Source organism: Streptomyces sp. NBC_01478 (assembly GCF_036227225.1).
Taxonomy (GTDB): domain Bacteria; phylum Actinomycetota; class Actinomycetes; order Streptomycetales; family Streptomycetaceae; genus Streptomyces.
The window spans coordinates 10,105,055-10,124,480 of record NZ_CP109444.1; the positions used below are offsets into that span (position 1 = coordinate 10,105,055).

The following is a 19,426-nucleotide window of genomic DNA, read 5'->3' on the forward strand; positions in this document are numbered from 1 at the left end:
CGGCGCGCTCGCCCGGCACCCGGATTTCAGGGCACCGGAGTCTTCAGGAGGCGGTGCTCCCCTCCAACTCCGCCGGGCGGCGCGGCAGTCCGGAGCTGAGGTCCTCCACCAGGAGCCGCTTGGCGATGGAGTCGACCGCGGCGCGCAGGTCCGTTCCGGAGGGGCGGCCGATGTCCTGCTGGACCCGCTCCTCCAGCCAGTTGCCCCATGCCCTGCCGATGATCTCGGCCTCGCGTTCGCCCGGCACGGTGTGGGACAGGAGAGAGCCGGTGCGGGTCAGATAGCCCTCCTCGACCATGCGGTCGAAGACCGGGAGGAGCACCTCCGGGGGCATGTGCCGGCGTGCGGCGATCAGACCGAGGCTCGCGTGGCCGACCATCCTGGTGAACAGTTCGACCTGCATCACTGCCCACGCGCCGGCGATGTCCAGCCGGGTGTCGGAGTCCGTGATGATCCGCCGCGCGGTGTCCAGGTCCGTGCTGCCGATGACCTTGCTCACGGCCGCTTCGAGGAGGCGTTGCGAGTCCCCGCCGCGCGGTGACGCGAAGCCCTCGCCCATGTCCGTGGAGCCCATCCGCGCGCTGTCGCGCAGCTCGACCTGCTTGAGGAACAGGGCGACGACGAAGCCGATCACCGCGACCGGCACCGTCCACCGGAACACCGTCTGGATGGTGTCGGCGTACGCGTTGATGATCGGCGCGGCGGCGGCGTGCGGCAGCTTGTGCAGGCCCTCGGGGCTGGTCGCCGCCTTGGTGATCACGGCCGGGTTCAGCGCGCTCGTCCGCACGGCGGACGTGATCCCGTCCTTGAGGTTGGGGGCCAGGCTGTTGGCGTAGATCGTGCCGAAGACGGCGGTGCCGAACGAACTGCCCAGCGTACGGAAGAAGGTGACGCCCGAGGTCGCGGTGCCGAGGTCGGTGTACTCGACGGTGTTCTGCACGGCGATCGTCAGCACCTGCATGCACAGCCCGATGCCGGTGCCGAGCACGAACATGTACACCGATTCCAGGAACGCGCCGGTGCCCGGACCCATGAGGGACATCAGATACAGCCCGACGCCCATCACCGCGGAGCCGATGATCGGGAAGAGACGGTACTGGCCGGTCTTGCTGACCACGTTGCCGCTGAAGACGGACGCGATCAGCAGCCCGATCACCATGGGCAGCGTCCGCACCCCGGAGACCGTGGCCGAGTCGCCGTCGACGTACTGGAGATAGGTCGGCAGATACGTCAGCGCGCCGAGCATCGCGAAGCCGACGATGAAGCTGAGGATCGAGCAGACCGTGAACACCGGGTTGCCGAACAGCCGCATGGGCAGCATGGGTTGCTCGGCCCGGGTCTCGACCCAGCAGAACAGGCCGAGCGCGATCGCGCCGCCCACGAACAGGACGATGATCGTCGCCGAGCCCCACGCGTACTCGTTGCCGCCCCAACTCGTCGCCAGGATCAGGGAGCTCGCGCCGACCGCGACGAGCGCGATGCCCAGGTAGTCGATGACGGGCCGCACCGCCGACTTGACCACGGGGATGGTGCGGGCCGCCGCGATGACGACGACGATCGCGATGGGCACGTTGACGTAGAACGCCCAGCGCCAGGTCAGATGGTCGGTGAACAGGCCGCCCAGCAGCGGTCCGATGACCGTGGCCACACCGAACACCGCGCCGATCGCGCCCTGGTACTTGCCGCGCTCCCGCAGCGGGATGACGTCGGCGATCAGCGCCATCGCCGTCACCATCAGCCCGCCCGCGCCGATGCCCTGCACCGCACGCCAGGCGATCAGCAGTGTCATGTTGGTGGCGAGACCGCACAGGAACGAGCCCGTGATGAACACGATCGCCGAGACCTGGAAGACCACCTTGCGGCCGAACAGGTCACCGAACTTGCCGACCAGTACGGTCGCCACGGTCTCCGCCAGCAGATAGGCGGTGACGACCCACGACATGTGCTCGGCACCGCCCAGGTCCGACACGATCGTCGGCAGGGCCGTGCCCACGATGGTCTGGTCGAGGGCCGCCAGCAGCATGCCCAGCATGATCGTCACGAAGACGACGTTGCGGCGGCGAGGGTCCAGCACGGGGGGCTGCTGCGCGGAAGGCAGCGAGGTTTCCTCGGCGACTGTCACGAGGTCACCTTCACACCGGTGGACCCTCCGTGCACAGTGGGCGGGTCCGCTCGGGTGCCTGCGCGTGCGCTATTCCGCTGCCGGGTGCCGGCGCAGCAGATACGTGTCCATGATCCAGCCCTTGCGCTCCCGGGCCTCCGCGCGCAGCCGCTCGATGCGCGGGGCGGCCTCGGCTATCGGACCGGAGGCGAGGATCTCGTCCGGGGTGCCGATGTAGGCACCCCAGTAGATGTCGATGTCCTGGTCGGCGTACTGCCGGAAGGTCTGCCGCGCGTCGAGCATCACGACCACGTCGTCCACCCCCTCCGGGAACCCCTCGGACAGCCGCCGGCCCGTGGTGATCTGCACCGGCCCGGCCACCCGGTTCAGTCCCGTGCGGTGCCGGGCGACGAGCGCCGAGACACTGCTGATGCCGGGCACCACGTCGTACTCGAACGTCACCGCGCCCCGCGCCAGGATCTCCTCCAGGATGCCGAGCGTGCTGTCGTACAGCGAAGGATCGCCCCACACCAGGAACGCGCCGCTCTCCTCCTCGCCCAACTCCTCGACGATGAGCCGCTCGTAGATGTCCGCGCGGGCGCTGCGCCAGTCCCCGACCGCCGGGGAGTACGCGGCACCCCCGGCCTTCCGGTCCCGCTCCGGGTCGCGCGCCTCGACCAGGCGGTACGTGCCCTCGGGTAGGTGCGCGTCGAGCATGTCCCGGCGGAGCCCGGTGAGGTCGGACTTCACCTCGCCCTTGTCGAGGAGGAAGAACACGTCCGTGCTCCGCAGCACCCTGACCGCCTGGAGGGTGAGCTGCTCGGGGTCGCCCGCGCCGATACCGATGACATGAATCTTTCGCACGCCCCCGAGTCTGCCCCACGCCACTGACGGTCCGTACACCGCACCGGCCCGGCCACGGCGTCCCGCGAGACGGCCCGGCTACGACATCCCTCGCAGCCGGGGCGCCCGATCCCGCGCGTCGACGCTCCCGCCGCCCCGCTCCACGTCGTCCGCGAGCCCCCGCGCCCACGCGGCGACCCCCGCGAGATCCATCCCGTACGGCCGCTCCCGCCCCGACCGGGCCGCCCACTCCTCGACGCCCCCGGCCCCGCGCCGCAGCAGCCGGGCCCCGCCGGTGACATTGCCCCGGGCCGCGTGGGTGAGCCCCACCGCGAGCTGGGCGAGCCCGCGCCACAGGCCGTTTTCCTCGTCCGGCCCCGACTTCCAGGCGTCCTCGAAGACTTCGTGCGCGTGGAACGGTTTCCCCTCGTCGAGCAGCGCCTGCGCCTCGACGACGGTGTCCTCCGGCGCGCGCACGACCCCCTCGGGCTGCCGTGCCACGCCGTCCGCGTCGTAGGGCAGCGGTCGCCCGAGCCCGTCCCGCGGCCGGGCATTGCGCGCCCGCCCCTCACCGTCCCGGTCCCGCGCGCCGGCCGTACCGTCCGAGGTCGCACCTGCGGTTGTGTCGCCCATACGACGATTGTCCCGCGCCCGGCACCGGCTTCGGCGCACCCCCGGGTGTGGGGTAAAGTGCTGTTCGCGCGATCAACACGGTTCTCCGTGGGAAGCGCAGCGGGACGTGGCGCAGCTTGGTAGCGCACTTGACTGGGGGTCAAGGGGTCGCAGGTTCAAATCCTGTCGTCCCGACTCGACAGAGTCGCAGGTGAAGGGGCGGTTTCGGAGAAATCCGAGGCCGCCTCTTCGTCATGTTGGGGACCAGGCGGCCGGGGAGTACGGCCTATTCGAGATTTGCGCATTCCAGCAAGAAACTTGCAGTGGCTTGCGCAATTAATTCTTTGCTTCGTCGGAATCTAGCGGGGTCGATTCGGTCTCTGTACGGTCGGGGCGCCGGTTCCCCCACTCCCTGAAGGAGCATCAGATGCTGACGATCCCCAGACCCCGGCGACTGGCGGTGACCGTCGTCGCCGCGGTCGGCGCGCTGTGCGTGTCCGCCTTACCGGCCGCCGCCCTGCAGGGGGCGCCGCCGTCCAAGGCGCAGGTGGCGGTGGGCGCGACGACGCCCTTCTCGGTCTACGAGGCCGAGGGCGGAACGCCGGGCGGAGGCACGGCCGTCCGGTCGCTGACCTCGGCGCCGACGACGCAGTACTCGAGCGCCGCCCTGGAGGCGTCGGGTCACTCCTACGTCCACCTGGACGGCACGGGCCAGTCGGTGCAGTGGACGAACACCACCGGGCAGCCGATCTCCTTCCTCAACATCCGTGCGAGCATTCCCGATTCGGCGTCCGGAGGCGGTGTCACCGGGACGCTGGACCTGTACGTCGACGGGGTGTTCCGGCAGGCCCTGAACCTCAACTCGAAGCAGAGCTGGGTGTACGAGGGCAACGGCAACTACAACACGAGCGACGACCAGAACCCGGCCGACGGCGACCCCAGGGTCTTCTGGGACGAGTCGCACACCTTCGTCACCGGGGCCCCGATCCCGGCGGGCGCCACGTTCTCCCTGCGCAAGGACTCCGCCAACAGCGCGTCCTTCTACGACGTGGACTCCGTCGACGTGGAGAACCCGCCGGCGCCGCGGACACAGCCCGCGAACTCGATCTCGATCACGAGTTGCGGCGCGGTGGCGGACAACACCCCGACCAACGGCGCGGCCGACAACCAGGCGGTGGACAGCCGGGCCGCCATCCAGACCTGCATCGACCAGGCCCGGTCGCAGGGCAGGATCCTGTGGATCCCGCAGGGCACCTTCTATGTGAAGGGCACCGCGGGACTGAACGCGCAGGGGATCACCATCGCGGGCGCGGGGCTCTGGTACAGCACGGTCTACCGCGACGTCCCGGTCCCCAACTCCACACCGCTGGCAGCCCTGTTCGACCTGACCTCCTGCACGGTGCGTGACTTCCACATCGACGCCAACGCCGTCAGCCGGAGCACCATCGGCGGGGACGGCGGCGCGATGGACACCACCGGCACCGACTGGCTGGCCGAGGGCATCTGGACCCAGCACACCATGTCGGGCTTCTGGGCCTCCGGCACCGGCGGCACGGTGCGGAACAGCAGGCTGACGTCGATCTGGGCGGACGGGATCAACGTCAACAACGTCTCGCTGGGCGCCGACACCGGCAACGACCTGACGGTCACCGACAACTTCGTGCGCGGCACCGGCGACGACGCGATCGCCGTCAACTCGGTGAACTACAACACCAACGGCGACGGTTCCCAGACCTTCTACCACCCGATGACCGACGTCACCGTCAGCCACAACACCTCGATCGCACCCTGGGGCGGCAAGGGCGTCGGGATCTACGGTGGCAGCGGCCACCTGGTCGAGGACAACTACATCGCCGACACGGCCCGTTACATCGGTCTGGGTGCCGGGCGCTTCGGTGTCAACGGCAGCGACCTGCTGTCCGCGACCGTGACCGGCAACACCGTGGTCCGCTCCGGCGGCAACGCCTACAGCCAGGGCCAGCCCGCCCTGCACATCGGCAACGGCGGCGACGGACAGAACGTCGGGACGGTCGACAAGGTCACGGTGACCGGCAACACCGTCACCGACTCCCTCTACGACGGGATCGCCTTCTCCACCTCGACCAACACCCTGCTCCAGGACAACACCGTCAACAGCCCCGGCCGCAACGGCATTTCGATCTCGCCGCCGTTCTACCCGGCGCCCACCGGCTCCGCGACGATCACCGGCAACACGGTCACCGCACTCGACCCCGGCACCTCGCCCTTCGTCAACAACTCCACCGGATTCGTCGCCACGTTGAGCGACAACCACTGGCCGCCGCCCGCACCCGAGGGCCCCTACGGCGGCACCCCGGCAGCCGTGCCCGGCACGGTGCAGGCGGAGAACTACGACACCGGCGGCCAGGGGATCGCGTACAACGTCACCTCCGTCAACGGCAACGCCAACTCCTACCGCGCCGACGGCGTCGACCTGGACAACACCTCGGACACCGGCGGCGGTTACAACCTGGGCTGGACCGGCGCCGGACAGTGGTTCCGCTACACGGTCGACGTCGCCGCGGCCGGCACCTACACGCTAGACCTGCGCATCGCGGCCCCGTCCGCGGTGCCGGGCGCGCTGCACCTGTCGGACGCCTCCGGCACCAACCTCACCGGAGCCGTCGACCTGCCCGCCACCGGCGACTGGCAGACCTGGGGCACCGCCACCACCCACGTGACATTGCCCGCGGGCCGGCAGGTTCTGACACTCGATCAGGACAGCGGCGGCTGGAACATCAACTCCCTTGGGTTCACGGCCGGGAGCGGCTCGCCGTCGGCCGACTTGGCCGTATCTCCGGGCTCGTTGACCTTCTCCGACCAGGCGGTGAACACGACCAGCCCCGCACAGACCGTCACCGTCACCAACTCCGGTACCGCCACTGCCTCGTTCACCGGAGTCGCCGCCGGTGGTGACTTCGCGCAGACCAACACCTGCGGTACGTCGCTGGCCGCCGGCGCGCACTGCACGGTCGCCGTCACCTTCACACCCACCGCCTCCGGCGCCCGCACCGGCACCCTCACCCTGACCGGCGACCAGTCCAACAGCCCCACCACGGTGGCCCTTTCGGGCACCGGCACGACCGGCACCGGCACGAATCTCGCCGCCGGCAGGCCCACCGGCGAGTCGAGCCACACCGACGTGTACCCGTCGTCGAACGTCACGGACGGCAACCAGGGCTCCTACTGGGAGAGCGCCAACAACACGTTCCCGCAGTGGGTCCAGGTCGATCTCGGCGCGGCCCGGAGCGCCTCCCGTGCGGTGCTGCAACTGCCCGCCGCGTGGGGCGCCCGCACCCAGACCCTGACCCTCGGCGGCAGTACCGACGGCACCACCTTCACCACCCTGAAGTCCTCGGCCGCCTACACCTTCGACCCGAGCACCAGGAACACCGTCACGCTCACCTTCCCCGCCACCGCGCAGCGCTACTACCGCGTCACCGTCACCGCCAACAACGGCTGGCCCGCGGGCCAGGTCTCCGAGTTCCAGATCTGGGCCGCCTGACCCCACCTGCCCCACCCATCCCACGATGCCGCCGGACACCCCGTCCGGCGGCATCGTCATGTGCGCGGGCAATTGAGATCTTGCAGGCCTCATTTTTGTTTGTTGCAATGCCCTGTCTAGTTATTGCGTGATCATGCCAAGGATATTACGGTCCCCCTTGCATCGTCGCCACCCCCTGTCTCCCCTCCCTCTCCGGCGGTGCCAACGGAATAGTTCCGACATTTCGTTACTGAAGGAGTGGCACGTGTTCCATTCCATCCGAGATCTGAGACGAGCCCTCGTCTGCGCGGTCAGCACCGCGATGGTGGCCGCCGCAGGCGTCTTCGCGCTGGCGGCCCCGCCCGCCCTGGCGGCGTCCACCGCCACCGGCGGCAGCGGCGCGAGCCTGCCCTACGTCGAGGTGCAGGCGGAGAACTCCGACACCAACGGCACGAACATCGGCCCGAGTTACACCGCCGGCCAATTGGCCGACGAGGCGTCGTACCGCAAGGCGACGACCCTCCAGGGCACCGGCAAGTACGTCACGTTCACCACGCCGGTGGCGACCAACTCGATCAACTTCCGCTACAGCATCCCCGACACCTCGGGCGGCTCGGTCTACACCGCCGCGCTGTCGCTGTACGTCAACGGAGTCAAGCAGCCCGACTTCACCCTGACCAACGCCTATAGCTGGTACTACGGCAGCTACCCCTTCACCAACACACCGGGCAGCAACCCGCATCACTTCTACGACGAGGCCCACCGCCTGTTCTCCACCACCTATCCGGCGGGCACGACCTTCAAGCTCCAGGTCGACGCGGGGGACACCGCCTCCTCGTACACGCTCGACTTCGCCGACTTCGAGCAGGTCGGCGCCGCGCTGACCGCACCCTCTGGGTCCGTGTCGGTCACCAGCAAGGGCGCCGACGCGACCGGCGCGGCCGACTCGACCAGCGCCTTCAACGCCGCGATCAGCTCGGCGGGCCCCGGCGGCACCGTGTGGATCCCGCCGGGCACCTTCAACATCCCCGGCCACATCAGCGTCAACAACGTCACGATCGCCGGCGCCGGCATGTGGTACTCCACCGTCACCGGCACGGCCCCCGGCTTCTACGGCAACTCCGCGCCCAACGCGAGCACCGGCGTGCGCCTGCAGAACTTCGCGATCTTCGGCAATGTGCAGGAACGCGACGACAGCGCGCAGGTCAACGGAGTCGGCGGCGCGATGAGCGACTCGACCGTCTCCAACCTGTGGATCGACCACCTGAAGGTCGGCGCCTGGATGGACGGGCCGATGGACGGCCTGACATTCACCGGCATGCGCATCCGTGACACCACCGCCGACGGCATCAACTTCCACGGCGGCGTCACCAACTCGAAGGTGACCAACAGCGAGATCCGCAACACCGGCGACGACGGCATCGCCACCTGGGCGGACTCCGCCCTCGGAGCCGACGCCAACGACACGATCTCCAACAACACCGTGTCCCTGCAGATCCTCGCCAACGCCATCGCGATCTACGGCGGCCACGACAACACCGTGAGCGGCAACCGCGTGGTGGACACCGGCATCGCCCAGGGCGGCGGCATCCACGTGGGCCAGCGCTTCACCTCGACGCCGGTCGGCACCACCACGATCTCCGACAACACCATGGTCCGGGCCGGCAGCCTCGACCCCAACTGGCAGTTCGGCGTGGGCGCGTTGTGGTTCGACGGCAGCCAGGGCGCGATCACCGGCCCCATCAACGTGACCAACGCACTGATCCAACAGAGCCCTTACGAAGCGGTCCAGTGGGTCGAGGGCACCATCAGCGGCGTCAACCTCAACAACGTGACGATCGCCGGCACCGGCACCTTCGCCCTCCAGGAACAGACCGGCGGCGCCGCCAAGTTCACCAACGTCACGGCGACCGGCGTCGGTTACTCCAACCCCGTGTACAACTGCTCGGGCGGCAACTTCGTCATCACCGACGGCGGCGGCAACTCCGGTATCAGCGGCACGCCTTACTGCGGCGGCTGGCCGGCTCCGGTGTATCCGCCCTACCCGTCCGAAGGCGTGACGGCCACCCCCGGCGCGCTCAACTTCGGTTCCGTGGCGACCGGTTCGACGAGCGCCGCGCAGACCGTGACGGTCTCCAACCCGACCAGCACCGCCGCGTCCGTCTCCTCGATCTCCACCAGCGGCGACTACGCCCAGACCAACACCTGCGGTTCGTCGATCGCCGCGAACGGCTCCTGCACCGTCAGCGTGAAGTTCGCGCCGACCGCCACCGGCAGCCGTAGCGGATCGCTGTCCGTCAACGCGGGCGGGGTCACCAACACGGTCACGCTGTCCGGTACCGGCACCGCGCCGGGGCCCGTGCTGAACACCGATCCGGGGAGTCTGGCCTTCGCCGCCACGGTGGTCGGGTCGTCGGCGACCGCGCAGACGGTGACCGTGACGAACTCGGGCACCGCGTCGGCGACCGTCTCCGGCGTCGCGGCGACCGGTGACTTCAGCCAGACCAACACCTGCTCCACCCTCGCGGTCGGCGCGTCCTGCACGGTGACCGTCGGCTTCAAGCCCACCACGGGCGGAGCGCGCGCGGGCAACCTGACCGTCACCAGCAACGCCAACAACAGCCCGACCGTCGTCGCCCTGACCGGCACCGGCATCGACAGCACCACCAACATCGCCGCCGGGCGCCCCGCGACGGCCAGTTCGGGCAGCAGTCCGTACGTCGCCTCGAACCTCACCGACACGGACGCGTCCACGTACTGGGAGGGCACGCTCGGTGCGTTCCCGCAGTGGGCCCAGGTCGACCTCGGGCAGAACTACAGCGTCGGCAAGGTCGTGCTCAAGCTCCCGCCGGCGACGGCGTGGTCGACCCGCACACAGACCCTGTCGGTGCAGGGGTCCACGGACGGCTCCAGCTTCTCCACGGTCAAGGCCTCGGCCGGGTACACCTTCGACCCGAGCACCGGCAACACGGTGACCGTCACGTTCAGCGCCGCCACGGCGAGATACGTGCGGGTGAACATCACCGCCAACTCGGGCTGGAACGCTGCCCAGTTGTCGGACTTCGAGGTGTTCCCCAGCGGCGGCGGCTCCTCGCCGGCGACCCTGTCGGCCAGCCCGGCCTCGTTGACGTATCCCACTCAGGCGCTCAACACCAGCAGCAGCGCGCAGGCCGTCACGGTCACCAACACCGGCACCGCGGCCGCGACCGTCTCCGGCATCACCACCACGGGCGACTTCGCGCAGACCAACACCTGCGGGACGTCGATCGCGGCCAACGCCTCCTGCACGGTCAACGTCACGTTCACGCCCACCGCGTCCGGCACCCGCGCCGGTGATCTCAGCATCGCCAGCAACGCGTCGAACGGCACAACGACGGTTCCGCTGACCGGCATCGGCGCCGGCACGGTGAGCCGGAACCTGGCAGCGGGCGCGGCCACCACCGAGTCCAGCCACACCGACGTGTACGGGTCGTCGAACGTGACGGACGGCAACCAGGGCACCTACTGGGAGAGCGCCAACAACGCTTTCCCGCAGTGGGTCCAGGTCGACCTCGGTTCCGCGCAGAGCGCGAGCCGCGTCGTCCTCCAGCTCCCCGCGACCTGGGGTGCCCGCAACCAGACGCTGTCCCTGTCGGGCAGCACCGACGGTGCCACCTTCACCACCCTCAAGTCGTCGGCGACGTACGCCTTCGACCCCACCACCAACAACACGGTCACCCTCACCTTCACCGCGAGCACCCAGCGCTACCTCCGGGTGAACATCACGGCGAACAACGGCTGGCCGGCCGGCCAGATCTCGGAGTTCCAGGTCTGGAACACCTGACCCGCCCCGACGGTGCCGCCGGGCGCGGGCGCGCCCGGCGGCACCGATCACCGAAAGGAGTCGAGATGGGTGTCACCCGAAGAGTCTTCTTGAGGGCCGCGATCGCGGCCACCGCGGTGGGAGCCGCGGGAGCGACCGAGACCGTACTCGCCCCGGCCGCGTCGGCGGTCGGTTCGCCGGGCGACGTCGTCGGCAAGGTCACCGTCGGCTACCAGGGCTGGTTCGCGTGCGCCGGCGACGGCGCGCCCGTCAACGGCTGGTGGCACTGGAGCCAGGACTGGGGTCAGCCGCCGTCCCGGAACAACACCAACATCAAGTGCTGGCCCGATGTGCGCGAGTACACCAACACCTACCAGACGTCGTACGCCGCCCTCGGCAACGGCCGGCCCGCCAAGCTGTTCTCGTCGTACGACCAGCAGACGGTCGACACCCACTTCCTGTGGCTGCAGCAGAACGGCATCGACACGGCCGCCCTGCAGCGCTTCAACCCCACCGGCGGCGAGGGCCCCACGCGGGACGCCATGGCGACCAAGGTGCGTAGCGCCGCCGAAGCGTACGGCCGGAAGTTCTACATCATGTACGACGTCTCCAACTGGACGAACATGCAGTCCGAGATCAAGACGGACTGGACGGCCAAGATGTCGGCGCACACGGCGAGTTCGGCGTACGCGAAGCAGAACGGCAGGCCGGTGGTCTGCATTTGGGGGTTCGGCTTCAACGACCCCAACCATCCCTTCACCCCCGACGCCTGCCTCGACGTCGTCAACTGGTTCAAGGGGCAGGGGTGTTACGTCGTCGGAGGCGTCCCGCGCGAATGGCGGACCGGGACCGGCGGCTCGCAGCCCGGCTTCCTCGGCGTCTATCACGCCTTCAACATGATCTCGCCGTGGATGGTCGGCGCCATCGGCAACGTCACCGAGGCCGACAACGCCTACACCACGTACACCGTCCCCGACCAGGCCGACTGCAACGCCAACGGCATCGACTACCAGCCCTGCGTCCTGCCCGGCGACGTCTCCGGCCGGCAGCGCGCGCACGGCGACTTCATGTGGCGGCAGTTCTACAACGTGGTGCGGGCCGGGGTGCAGGGCATCTACATCTCGATGTTCGACGAGTTCAACGAGGGCAACCAGATCGCCAAGACCGCCGAGACCCAGGCCTGGGTGCCCACCGACTCCGGGTTCCTCGCCCTCGACGAGGACGGCACCGCCTGCTCCTCCGACTACTACCTGCGGCTGACCGGCGACGGCGGCCGCATGCTCAAGGGGCAGCTCGCGCTGACCCCGACTCGCCCTACGCAGCCGGTGGTTCCCGCCGGTGGTGACACCACGCCGCCGTCCGCGCCGGGCGGTCTGACGGCCACCGGACACACCGCCACCTCCGTCTCGCTGTCCTGGAACACGTCGACCGACAACGTCGGCGTGACCGGCTACCGCGTCCTCCAGGTGTCCGGCTCGACCGGCACGCAAGTGGGCACCACTGCCTCAACCTCCTTCACCGTCACCGGACTTGGCGCGTCCACCGCCTACACCTTCGACGTCGTCGCCCTCGACGCGGCGGGCAACGTGTCACAGCCCTCCAACCAGGTCACCGTCACCACCGACCCCCCGTCCAGCACCACCAACCTCGCCCTCCACCAACCGACTTCGGAGAGCAGCCACACCCAGATCTACGCCTCCGGCAACGCGACCGACGGCGACGCCACCACCTACTGGGAGTCCGCCAACAACGCCTTCCCGCAATGGGTCCAGGTCGATCTGGGCGCCGCCACCGGCGTCAAGCGGATCGTCCTGCGCCTGCCCCCGGCCACCGCCTGGTCCACCCGCACACAGACCGTCTCCGTCCAGGGCGGCACGGACGCCGGCACCGCCACCCAACTCCTCGCCGCGGCGGGCTACACCTTCGACCCGGCGACCGGCAACACCGCGACCCTCACGCTCCCCTCCACGGTCACCACCCGCTACGTACGGCTCAACTTCACCGCCAACACCGGCTGGCCGGCCGGGCAGGTCTCGGAGTTCCAGGTCTACGGCGCCTGATCCCTCCGCCGGGGGTGTCGTCAGAACCACCCCCGATCCGGTGTTCAGGCCCAGGGACCGCGAGCGTCGCCGGCGGCAGGATTCATGGCGTACCCAATCCACCACACGTACCTCCGGGGGACTCCATGAACGAAATGTCGGCCAGGCGTCTGGCGGGCGGTGCGGGCATCGCCGCCGCCGTCGCTCTCATCGTCCAAGTGCCCCTGTACTTCGTCTACTCGGGGCCGCCGCCGGACGCCAACGTACTGGCCAGGCTGCTCATCGGGATCGTCGCGCTGGCGTTCCTGCTGGTCTTCGTGACCGCGTTCCGCGACCTGGTGAAGCGCGTGAACCCCGAGTACGAGTGGGCCGGTTCGCTGGCCTTCACGGCGGGGCTCGTCTACACGACGATCACGCTGGTCTCCATGGGTCTCGAGGCCGGCGCGGTCATCGCCGCCGACCGTCCGATCGACCCGACGATCGAGGTCAGCGGCACCTACATCCTCTACGGGTCGATCTCCCGGCTGATGCTGGCGTTCTTCCTGACCGCGCTGGGCTTCGCCGTCTCCCGCACCCGACTGCTGCCGCGCTGGACCGCCAGGTCGGCCTATGTCCTGGCCGGGATCAACCTGGCCTTCGTGCCGTCCCTGTTCTTCGGGAACACCCCCGCGCATTTCTACGCCGCGAACGGCTGGGGCACCACCGCCCTTATGGGCGCGATCCTCAGCTACTGGCTGCTGGCCCTGGGCGTCTCCACCTACCGCAGCGCGAAAGCCCCCGCGGTGAGCCACTGAAAGGGGAGTCCGGTCCCGGCCGGATACCCAGGGTGGGTATGGTGGCTCCATGGCCCGCCTCGAACAGCCCGGAGGACCGCACCCTCGCGTGCGGTCCTCGGTGCTGCTCGTCGCCGCCCTGCTGTTCGGCCTGCTCGGGATGCACGGGCTCGGGCCCGTCCTCATGCCCGACCCCGCGCCCGGGCACACCATGACGGCCACGACCGGGATGACGGGCGAGCGGGTGTCGACACCGGACGCCTGCGATCACGACCAGGGCGACTGCGGCAGCCACATGACGCACGCCGACGCGACCTGCGCCTCCGCGTCCGTCGCCCATGCCCCGGCCGTGGTTCCGGTGCTGCAACCCGATGTGGCGGCCGGCGCCGAGGTGCCGGACGGTCGTACGTCCGGGGCGGGCAGCGGTCCCGACGGGGGCCGGGCCCCACCCTCCCTCTCGGAACTCCAACTCCTGCGGATCTAGAGCGGCCCGCGCGCCGACGTGCGCGCACCGGCATGCTCTGAACGGATCCACACACCAGGAGTTCCACCATGACCGCACAGCGCAGGTTCGTCCGTCGTACCGTCCTCGCCGTCACCGCCTCGGTGGCCGCCCTCACGCTCGCCGCGTGCGGCAGCGACGGTGGCGACAAGGCGAGCAGCGGTACCGGTACCGCTACCGCTACCGGCGGGCACAACGCCGCGGACGTCTCCTTCTCGAAGGACATGATCCAGCACCACCGCCAGGCCGTGGAGATGGCCGGGCTGGCCGCCGATCACGCCTCCTCGGCGCAGGTGAAGAGCCTTGCCACGAAGATCGAGGGCGCACAGGCCCCGGAGATCAAGACCATGTCCGGCTGGCTCACCTCGTGGGGCGAGCAGGTCCCCGAGGACATGTCCGGCATGAACCACGGCATGTCCACCGCGACGCCCGGCATGATGAGCGACGCCGACATGGGCAAGCTGGAGAAGGCCTCCGGCACCGGCTTCGACACCATGTTCCTCACCATGATGGTCGAACACCACGAGGGCGCCGTCGACATGGCGAAGACCGAGAAGGCGGACGGCACGTACCAGCCCGCCACGAAGCTCGCCGCCGATGTCATCACGGCGCAGAGTGCCGAGATCCAGCAGATGAACAAGATGCTCGGCAAGAGCTGACACCGTCACTGAACGAGGCCCGGCCGCGCACCGCGCGGCCGGGCCCCGGCTCAGGAGTCCTCCGCCGCCTCGCGCTTGCGCCGCTGCTCCTCGAACAGCCGGAGGAACTCCTTCGCCTGTTCCTCCGCGATGCGCCGCTGCTCGATCTCCTCGTCGCTCAGCACCCGGTCCCCGTCGAACACACCCTCCTCACGGAGCTGTTGCTCCTGGACGGCGGTGGGCAGTTCGGGGTCGGGGTCGGAGGGGCGCGGGCCCTCGGGACCGTCGGGGCCGACGCGCACGAGCCGTTCGACACGCACGATCCGCGTCCGGCAGCCGTCGATCACGATCTCGTCGCACCGCTCGGCGTCGATCCGGTCGGCCAGCCGCCCGTACTCCGCCTTCGTCTCCTCGTCGAGCTGCTCCATGACCGGCGCCATCACCCGCAGATAGTTGGTGAGCGCGTCCCGCGACCCCTGCGGGCTCGATTTCGTCATCTGCGTCGGCGCCCAGTGACCGTCCGAGAACTCGGCCGCCGTGAACTCCGCCGGCAGCAGCACACCCCCGGGATGCGTCTTCAGCGCGCGCCGCGAGTCCCGCCGTACGGCGGCGGGAGTCGTGCCCGGCGCGTGGACCAGCGACAGCAGCTCCATCCGCAGGATGCCCTCGGACATCCCCGTCGGGGTGTACGGATCGATCACGAACCCCGTGGTACGGCCGCGGTACTCGTAACCGTGCCCCACCTTCGCCGGGTCGGGGTCGGACGGCCGGGGCGGCTCCGGTCCCGTCGGCCCCATCCGGATGAACTGATCCCCCCGGATGACCCGGAACCGGCGGTCGAGCACCGTGACTTCGTCCACGGCCTCCCAGTCCAGTCGCTCCGCACCCCGCAGCCACTCCCGCTGCGTCGCCGTGTCGCCCGCGTCCTCGGCGGTCCGGGCCAGTCCGCGGAACGTCGAGGCCATGGTGTCGCGTGCGCCCTGCGGGTACGGGGTGGAGAAGAAGGAGACGATCTTCCAGCCGCCGGTCTCCAGCTCCTCGGCCACACCGAACACCGCGCCACCACCGCCGAGGACGTTCGGATAGGCCTTGCGGGCCTGCCACGCCTCCACGTCCGCGAGGGCCGCCGCCGGGGCCTCCGGCAGCGCCTCCATCCTGATCATCCGGTACCCGGGAACCTGATCACCGTGCTCAGACATGCCTCCAGCATGCCCGGGAGCGGGGACGGTACGCGACGAATCAACGCAACCGGCACACCAGTTGGGCTCGCGAGGCACAGGATTTGGCCAGGCGTCGCGCGCCCCGGGGTGATAGACGTCGGACATGAACAACGTGATCGTCCCCTCCCGCCCGGCCGGTGCCCGATGACCGCCGGCGCCGACACCCCCGACCGCCGGGGCCGCACCGGCCTGCACCGCACCGGCCTCGACCTGACCGGCAACCCCCGCGTCAAGGTCCGCGACGTGACCCTGCTGTCCAGCCACTGGTACGTCGAGCGCACCACGACCTTCGACTTCCGGCACGCCGACGGCACCTGGACCACCCAGGAACGCGAGACCCACGACCGCGGCAACGGCGCCACCCTGCTCCTCTACGACGCCGAGCGCGAAACGGTCCTGCTCACCCGCCAGTTCCGCTTCCCCGTGTACGTCAACGGCCACCCCGACGGCATGCTCGTCGAGACCCCGGGCGGACTCCTCGACGACGAGGACGAACACCCGGAGGAGGCCGTACGACGCGAGGTGGTCGAGGAGACCGGCCACACCGTCGGCGCGGTCGAGCACGTCTTCGACGTCTATATGAGCCCCGGCTCGGTCACCGAACGCATCGGCTTCTACGCCGCCTCCTACGGCCCCTCGACCCGCACCCACGAGGGCGGGGGCCTCCAGGAGGAGGGCGAGGACATCGAGATCCTCGAACTGCCCTTCCGCAGAGCCCTGGAGATGATCCGGAGCGGGGAGATCGCCGACGCCAAGACCATCATGCTGCTCCAATGGGCGGCCCTGGACGGGCCGTTCGCCAAGTAGCCGGCTCCACGCGAATACGGCGTGGTTTCGCCACGGGTGTCGGATTGTTCCGTGTGGCATGTCGGGATCCGGCTCCGTCAAGGGCGCGAAAAGTCCACCGTGCTCCGACAGGGGGGAATCCGGCCACCGCCCGCTGGTGAACTCCCTTGCCCGATCGGTGACTTGATCGGAGGAGTGCGGGGCTTTGTCCGCGCGACCGACCGGATATCGTCGGCCCCGCACACGGTGTCGGCGAGCGGCGTGCCGCGCGCCGCGCGTCCGCCCCCTCGTGGCACGCGCGAGGGGGCGGCTCCGGGCGCCGCGGTGCCTCGTAAGGGAACTGAAGCCACCACGGACACCGAGCAGTTCCGGGGAATCCGACCTCTTTCTAGGGGAGTTCACCATCGATGGGAACGGGAGTTCTCCGGCCTCCGGTCTGCGTCCACTGAGGGGCTCGTGGAGCAGCGGAATGATCGTTTCGGAATTCCTCACCAAAGGGGTTCACGCTGCCTCCGTTTGTGCCATCATGAGGCACTCGGAGGCGAGAGTCTCCGACGGACGACCGTGCTCGGGTGGGGATCTGACACGGCGTCCGGGGGGTTGAGCGGCAGCTCGGCGTATACGGCCGACTGTTCGCTTCGGGGGGAGTCATCCAATGGGGGAATCCCGTAATGATCAGGCATGTCCTGTGTGCGGAGATCCGGCGCGGGGAGACGAGTTCTGCCCAGTGTGCCGATGGCAGTTGTACGACGACCCGGTCCTGGGGGAGTTGACCGCGCACGACGTCGAGCAGGCGCGATCGGGGCTCGAAGCGGCCGGGCACACCTGGGACACCGGGGCGGCGCGGCGGTCGGCCCGGACCGGCGGGGCCGTGGGCGAGCGGCTCGCGGCGGTGATGCGAGGTGGTCCGCCCAGACCCGGGGAACGGATACCGGACGGCCCCCCTGCTTCTCAGGGAACGCCCTCCGGTCGAATTGCGGGACCGAGGTCCGCGGAACATCCCGAGGGGTACGAAGACATTCTTGACGACCTCTTCGGTCACCGCGTCAAGGAATTACTCTTCCTCGAATTCACGCCGGGCGAAGTGAACATGATCAAGGTGACCGTGGGAGAAGGCGGATTACCCCGACAGGCCGATGCGGGAAGCGCGAATTGGCGTTCCCTCGCTCCCGCCCTCGACTCGCATCCGGATATCCGTCGTTTCCAAATCGCCGGCGGCATCGGCACTTTACCCCCGGTCTCCCGCGGTGAATTCGACGCCGCCGTTCTCCACTGGCTCAAGGCGTACGTCCCGCCCTCCTACGAGCACTCCCTCGTGCTGCTGACGCCCCGTGCCGACTGGGCCCTGCTGGAGCGGGCGGCGGTCGCGGTGCGTGGTGTGTACACCCCGCGGGCCGAACTGGGCCGCGGTGACGCGACGGCCGCGGAGGGCACGACCGAGGAAGCCGTCACGGAGGTCCTGCGCACCGCCCCGCTGCTCGCCGACCACACCCTGCTTCTGGCCTGTTCCGACCGGGAGACCGGTGCCGTGCGTACCCGGAACCATGTGCTGTTTCCAGCCGGTCGCCGGCTGCGGCGCGGTGAGACGGCGACCGCTCGCGTCACCGTGCACGGCGGGCCCGGCGTCGCACAGCCGCTGTACTTACCGGTGTTCGCCGGCACCCCCGCTCCCGACGGGACCGGCGCCCCGACCCTGGCCGTGCACCAGGCTGGCGTCGGCGCGCTCGACCACTCCACGCTCACGTTCGTGCTGCGCGGACCCGGCGAGATCGACCTCGTCGACCCCCGCACCGGGACGGCACCGGTACCGGCTCCGCGCGCCGCCGTCGATGTACCCGCGCTGCTCACCCGCCTGCCCCACCGGATCGTCCGGCCGCCCCGGCTGGAACTCCTTCTCACGGTCGAACTCAGCGGCGCGGACCCGGCGGAGACCGGGGAACGCCTCGCCTTCGCCCGGGAGTTGGTCGCCGCGCTCGCCGCTCACGGCCCGACCGGAGCGACCCTGCGGGTCGGCGCGGTCGGCCACTACGACCATGTGATCCAGGAGAACAGCTACACCACGCGGCCCCGGCTGCTCGAACCCCCGGTCCCGCCGGGTCCGGCGTCCGTCCTGACGGCGGCCCTCGCCACCTGGGGTCACACCCTGCGCGCGCAGGACCTGGCGTCCTCGCTGGAGGACGCGCTCCATGCTGTGCTGCCGCTCGCGAGCTCGCCGAACGGCACCGCGGGGAACGTACGGCGTGTCCTGCTGATCGTGGCCCGCAGGCCGCCCGGGCGGCCCCAGCAGCACGACCTCGTCCCGACCTGCCCGCGCGGCCGCGACTGGGAGCCGGCGCTGCGTCAGTTGCGGGCCGTCGGAGTCCGGGTGATGACGAGGGCCGACCCCGTGACCGGACCCGATCCTTCGAGCCGACCGGACGCCGCTGCCCGGCGCTACGCCGACCGGGCGTGGGCCGCGCTGTCCGCCGACGGCTCGTTCCGCCCGGGCACCGACTCGGCCGCCGACGTCGCCAGGGCCCTCGCCCCGTCCTGGGATCTGGACGGACCGCCCTGCCCGCTGGCCTTCGCCACCCCCCTGCTCTGAACCACCGCCGCGCTCCGAGGAGAA

At 69.9% G+C, this 19,426-nt stretch carries 12 protein-coding genes and 1 tRNA gene; 9 read left to right on the forward strand and 4 right to left on the reverse strand.

Annotated features, from left to right (window positions below; all coding sequences use genetic code 11):
- Positions 1-43: 43 nt before the first annotated feature.
- The 3 genes from OG223_RS45165 to OG223_RS45175 all read right to left on the reverse strand — a co-directional run bounded on the left by OG223_RS45165 (position 44) and on the right by OG223_RS45175 (position 3,577).
- Positions 44-2,122, reverse strand: a complete 2,079-nt coding sequence (locus OG223_RS45165) for an MDR family MFS transporter (RefSeq protein WP_329262311.1) — start codon at positions 2,120-2,122, stop codon at positions 44-46.
- Positions 2,123-2,191: 69 nt separating this feature from the next.
- Complete coding sequence (gene cobF, locus OG223_RS45170; RefSeq protein WP_329262314.1) at positions 2,192-2,965, reverse strand: precorrin-6A synthase (deacetylating); 774 nt, start codon at positions 2,963-2,965, stop codon at positions 2,192-2,194.
- Between the two features lie 78 nt (positions 2,966-3,043).
- On the reverse strand, positions 3,044-3,577 hold the full coding sequence (locus tag OG223_RS45175; protein WP_329262316.1) for a DUF309 domain-containing protein: 534 nt from the start codon (positions 3,575-3,577) through the stop codon (positions 3,044-3,046).
- 100 nt (positions 3,578-3,677) lie between these two features.
- Here OG223_RS45175 and OG223_RS45180 point away from each other — a divergent pair.
- The 7 genes from OG223_RS45180 (at position 3,678) to OG223_RS45210 (ending at position 14,833) form a co-directional block, all read left to right on the forward strand.
- Positions 3,678-3,751, forward strand: a tRNA-Pro gene (locus OG223_RS45180).
- A 232-nt stretch (positions 3,752-3,983) separates the two neighbouring features.
- Positions 3,984-7,079: a discoidin domain-containing protein gene (locus OG223_RS45185; protein ID WP_329262319.1), complete on the forward strand. Its 3,096-nt coding sequence runs from the start codon at positions 3,984-3,986 to the stop codon at positions 7,077-7,079.
- 244 nt (positions 7,080-7,323) lie between these two features.
- The gene (locus tag OG223_RS45190) at positions 7,324-10,881 is read left to right on the forward strand and encodes a choice-of-anchor D domain-containing protein (protein ID WP_329262322.1); all 3,558 of its coding nucleotides are present in this window, start codon (positions 7,324-7,326) and stop codon (positions 10,879-10,881) included.
- A 65-nt stretch (positions 10,882-10,946) separates the two neighbouring features.
- Positions 10,947-12,920 carry a galactose-binding domain-containing protein gene (locus tag OG223_RS45195; RefSeq protein WP_329262325.1) on the forward strand — a complete coding sequence of 658 codons (1,974 nt, stop codon included), beginning with the start codon at positions 10,947-10,949 and terminating at the stop codon, positions 12,918-12,920.
- Between the two features lie 125 nt (positions 12,921-13,045).
- Positions 13,046-13,693, forward strand: coding sequence for a hypothetical protein (locus tag OG223_RS45200; RefSeq protein ID WP_329262328.1), 648 nt, complete (start codon positions 13,046-13,048; stop codon positions 13,691-13,693).
- 49 nt (positions 13,694-13,742) lie between these two features.
- Complete coding sequence (locus tag OG223_RS45205) at positions 13,743-14,156, forward strand: DUF6153 family protein (RefSeq protein ID WP_329262330.1); 414 nt, start codon at positions 13,743-13,745, stop codon at positions 14,154-14,156.
- Positions 14,157-14,224: 68 nt separating this feature from the next.
- Positions 14,225-14,833: a DUF305 domain-containing protein gene (locus OG223_RS45210; protein ID WP_329262333.1), complete on the forward strand. Its 609-nt coding sequence runs from the start codon at positions 14,225-14,227 to the stop codon at positions 14,831-14,833.
- A gap of 50 nt (positions 14,834-14,883) precedes the next feature.
- On the opposite strand, the gene OG223_RS45215 is transcribed toward OG223_RS45210, so the two are convergent.
- Positions 14,884-16,011 (reverse strand): DUF5954 family protein, encoded by a 1,128-nt coding sequence (locus OG223_RS45215; protein WP_329262336.1) that lies wholly within the window; start codon positions 16,009-16,011, stop codon positions 14,884-14,886.
- A 165-nt stretch (positions 16,012-16,176) separates the two neighbouring features.
- On the opposite strand from OG223_RS45215, the gene OG223_RS45220 reads away from it, so the two are divergent.
- Both OG223_RS45220 and OG223_RS45225 read left to right on the forward strand, forming a co-directional pair.
- Positions 16,177-16,839 (forward strand): NUDIX domain-containing protein, encoded by a 663-nt coding sequence (locus tag OG223_RS45220; protein ID WP_329262339.1) that lies wholly within the window; start codon positions 16,177-16,179, stop codon positions 16,837-16,839.
- Between the two features lie 1,069 nt (positions 16,840-17,908).
- Entirely contained in the window at positions 17,909-19,402 is a 1,494-nt protein-coding gene (locus OG223_RS45225) for a hypothetical protein (RefSeq protein ID WP_329262343.1), read from the forward strand.
- Positions 19,403-19,426: the final 24 nt, after the last annotated feature.

Coding starts and splice junctions, on each gene's coding strand:
- OG223_RS45175 (WP_329262316.1), bottom strand. CDS start 3,577: ATGGGCGACACAACCGCAGGTGCGACCTCGGACGGTACGGCCGGCGCG.
- OG223_RS45185 (WP_329262319.1), top strand. CDS start 3,984: ATGCTGACGATCCCCAGACCCCGGCGACTGGCGGTGACCGTCGTCGCC.
- OG223_RS45195 (WP_329262325.1), top strand. CDS start 10,947: ATGGGTGTCACCCGAAGAGTCTTCTTGAGGGCCGCGATCGCGGCCACC.
- OG223_RS45200 (WP_329262328.1), top strand. CDS start 13,046: ATGAACGAAATGTCGGCCAGGCGTCTGGCGGGCGGTGCGGGCATCGCC.
- OG223_RS45205 (WP_329262330.1), top strand. CDS start 13,743: ATGGCCCGCCTCGAACAGCCCGGAGGACCGCACCCTCGCGTGCGGTCC.
- OG223_RS45210 (WP_329262333.1), top strand. CDS start 14,225: ATGACCGCACAGCGCAGGTTCGTCCGTCGTACCGTCCTCGCCGTCACC.
- OG223_RS45215 (WP_329262336.1), bottom strand. CDS start 16,011: ATGTCTGAGCACGGTGATCAGGTTCCCGGGTACCGGATGATCAGGATG.
- OG223_RS45220 (WP_329262339.1), top strand. CDS start 16,177: ATGACCGCCGGCGCCGACACCCCCGACCGCCGGGGCCGCACCGGCCTG.
- OG223_RS45225 (WP_329262343.1), top strand. CDS start 17,909: ATGATCAAGGTGACCGTGGGAGAAGGCGGATTACCCCGACAGGCCGAT.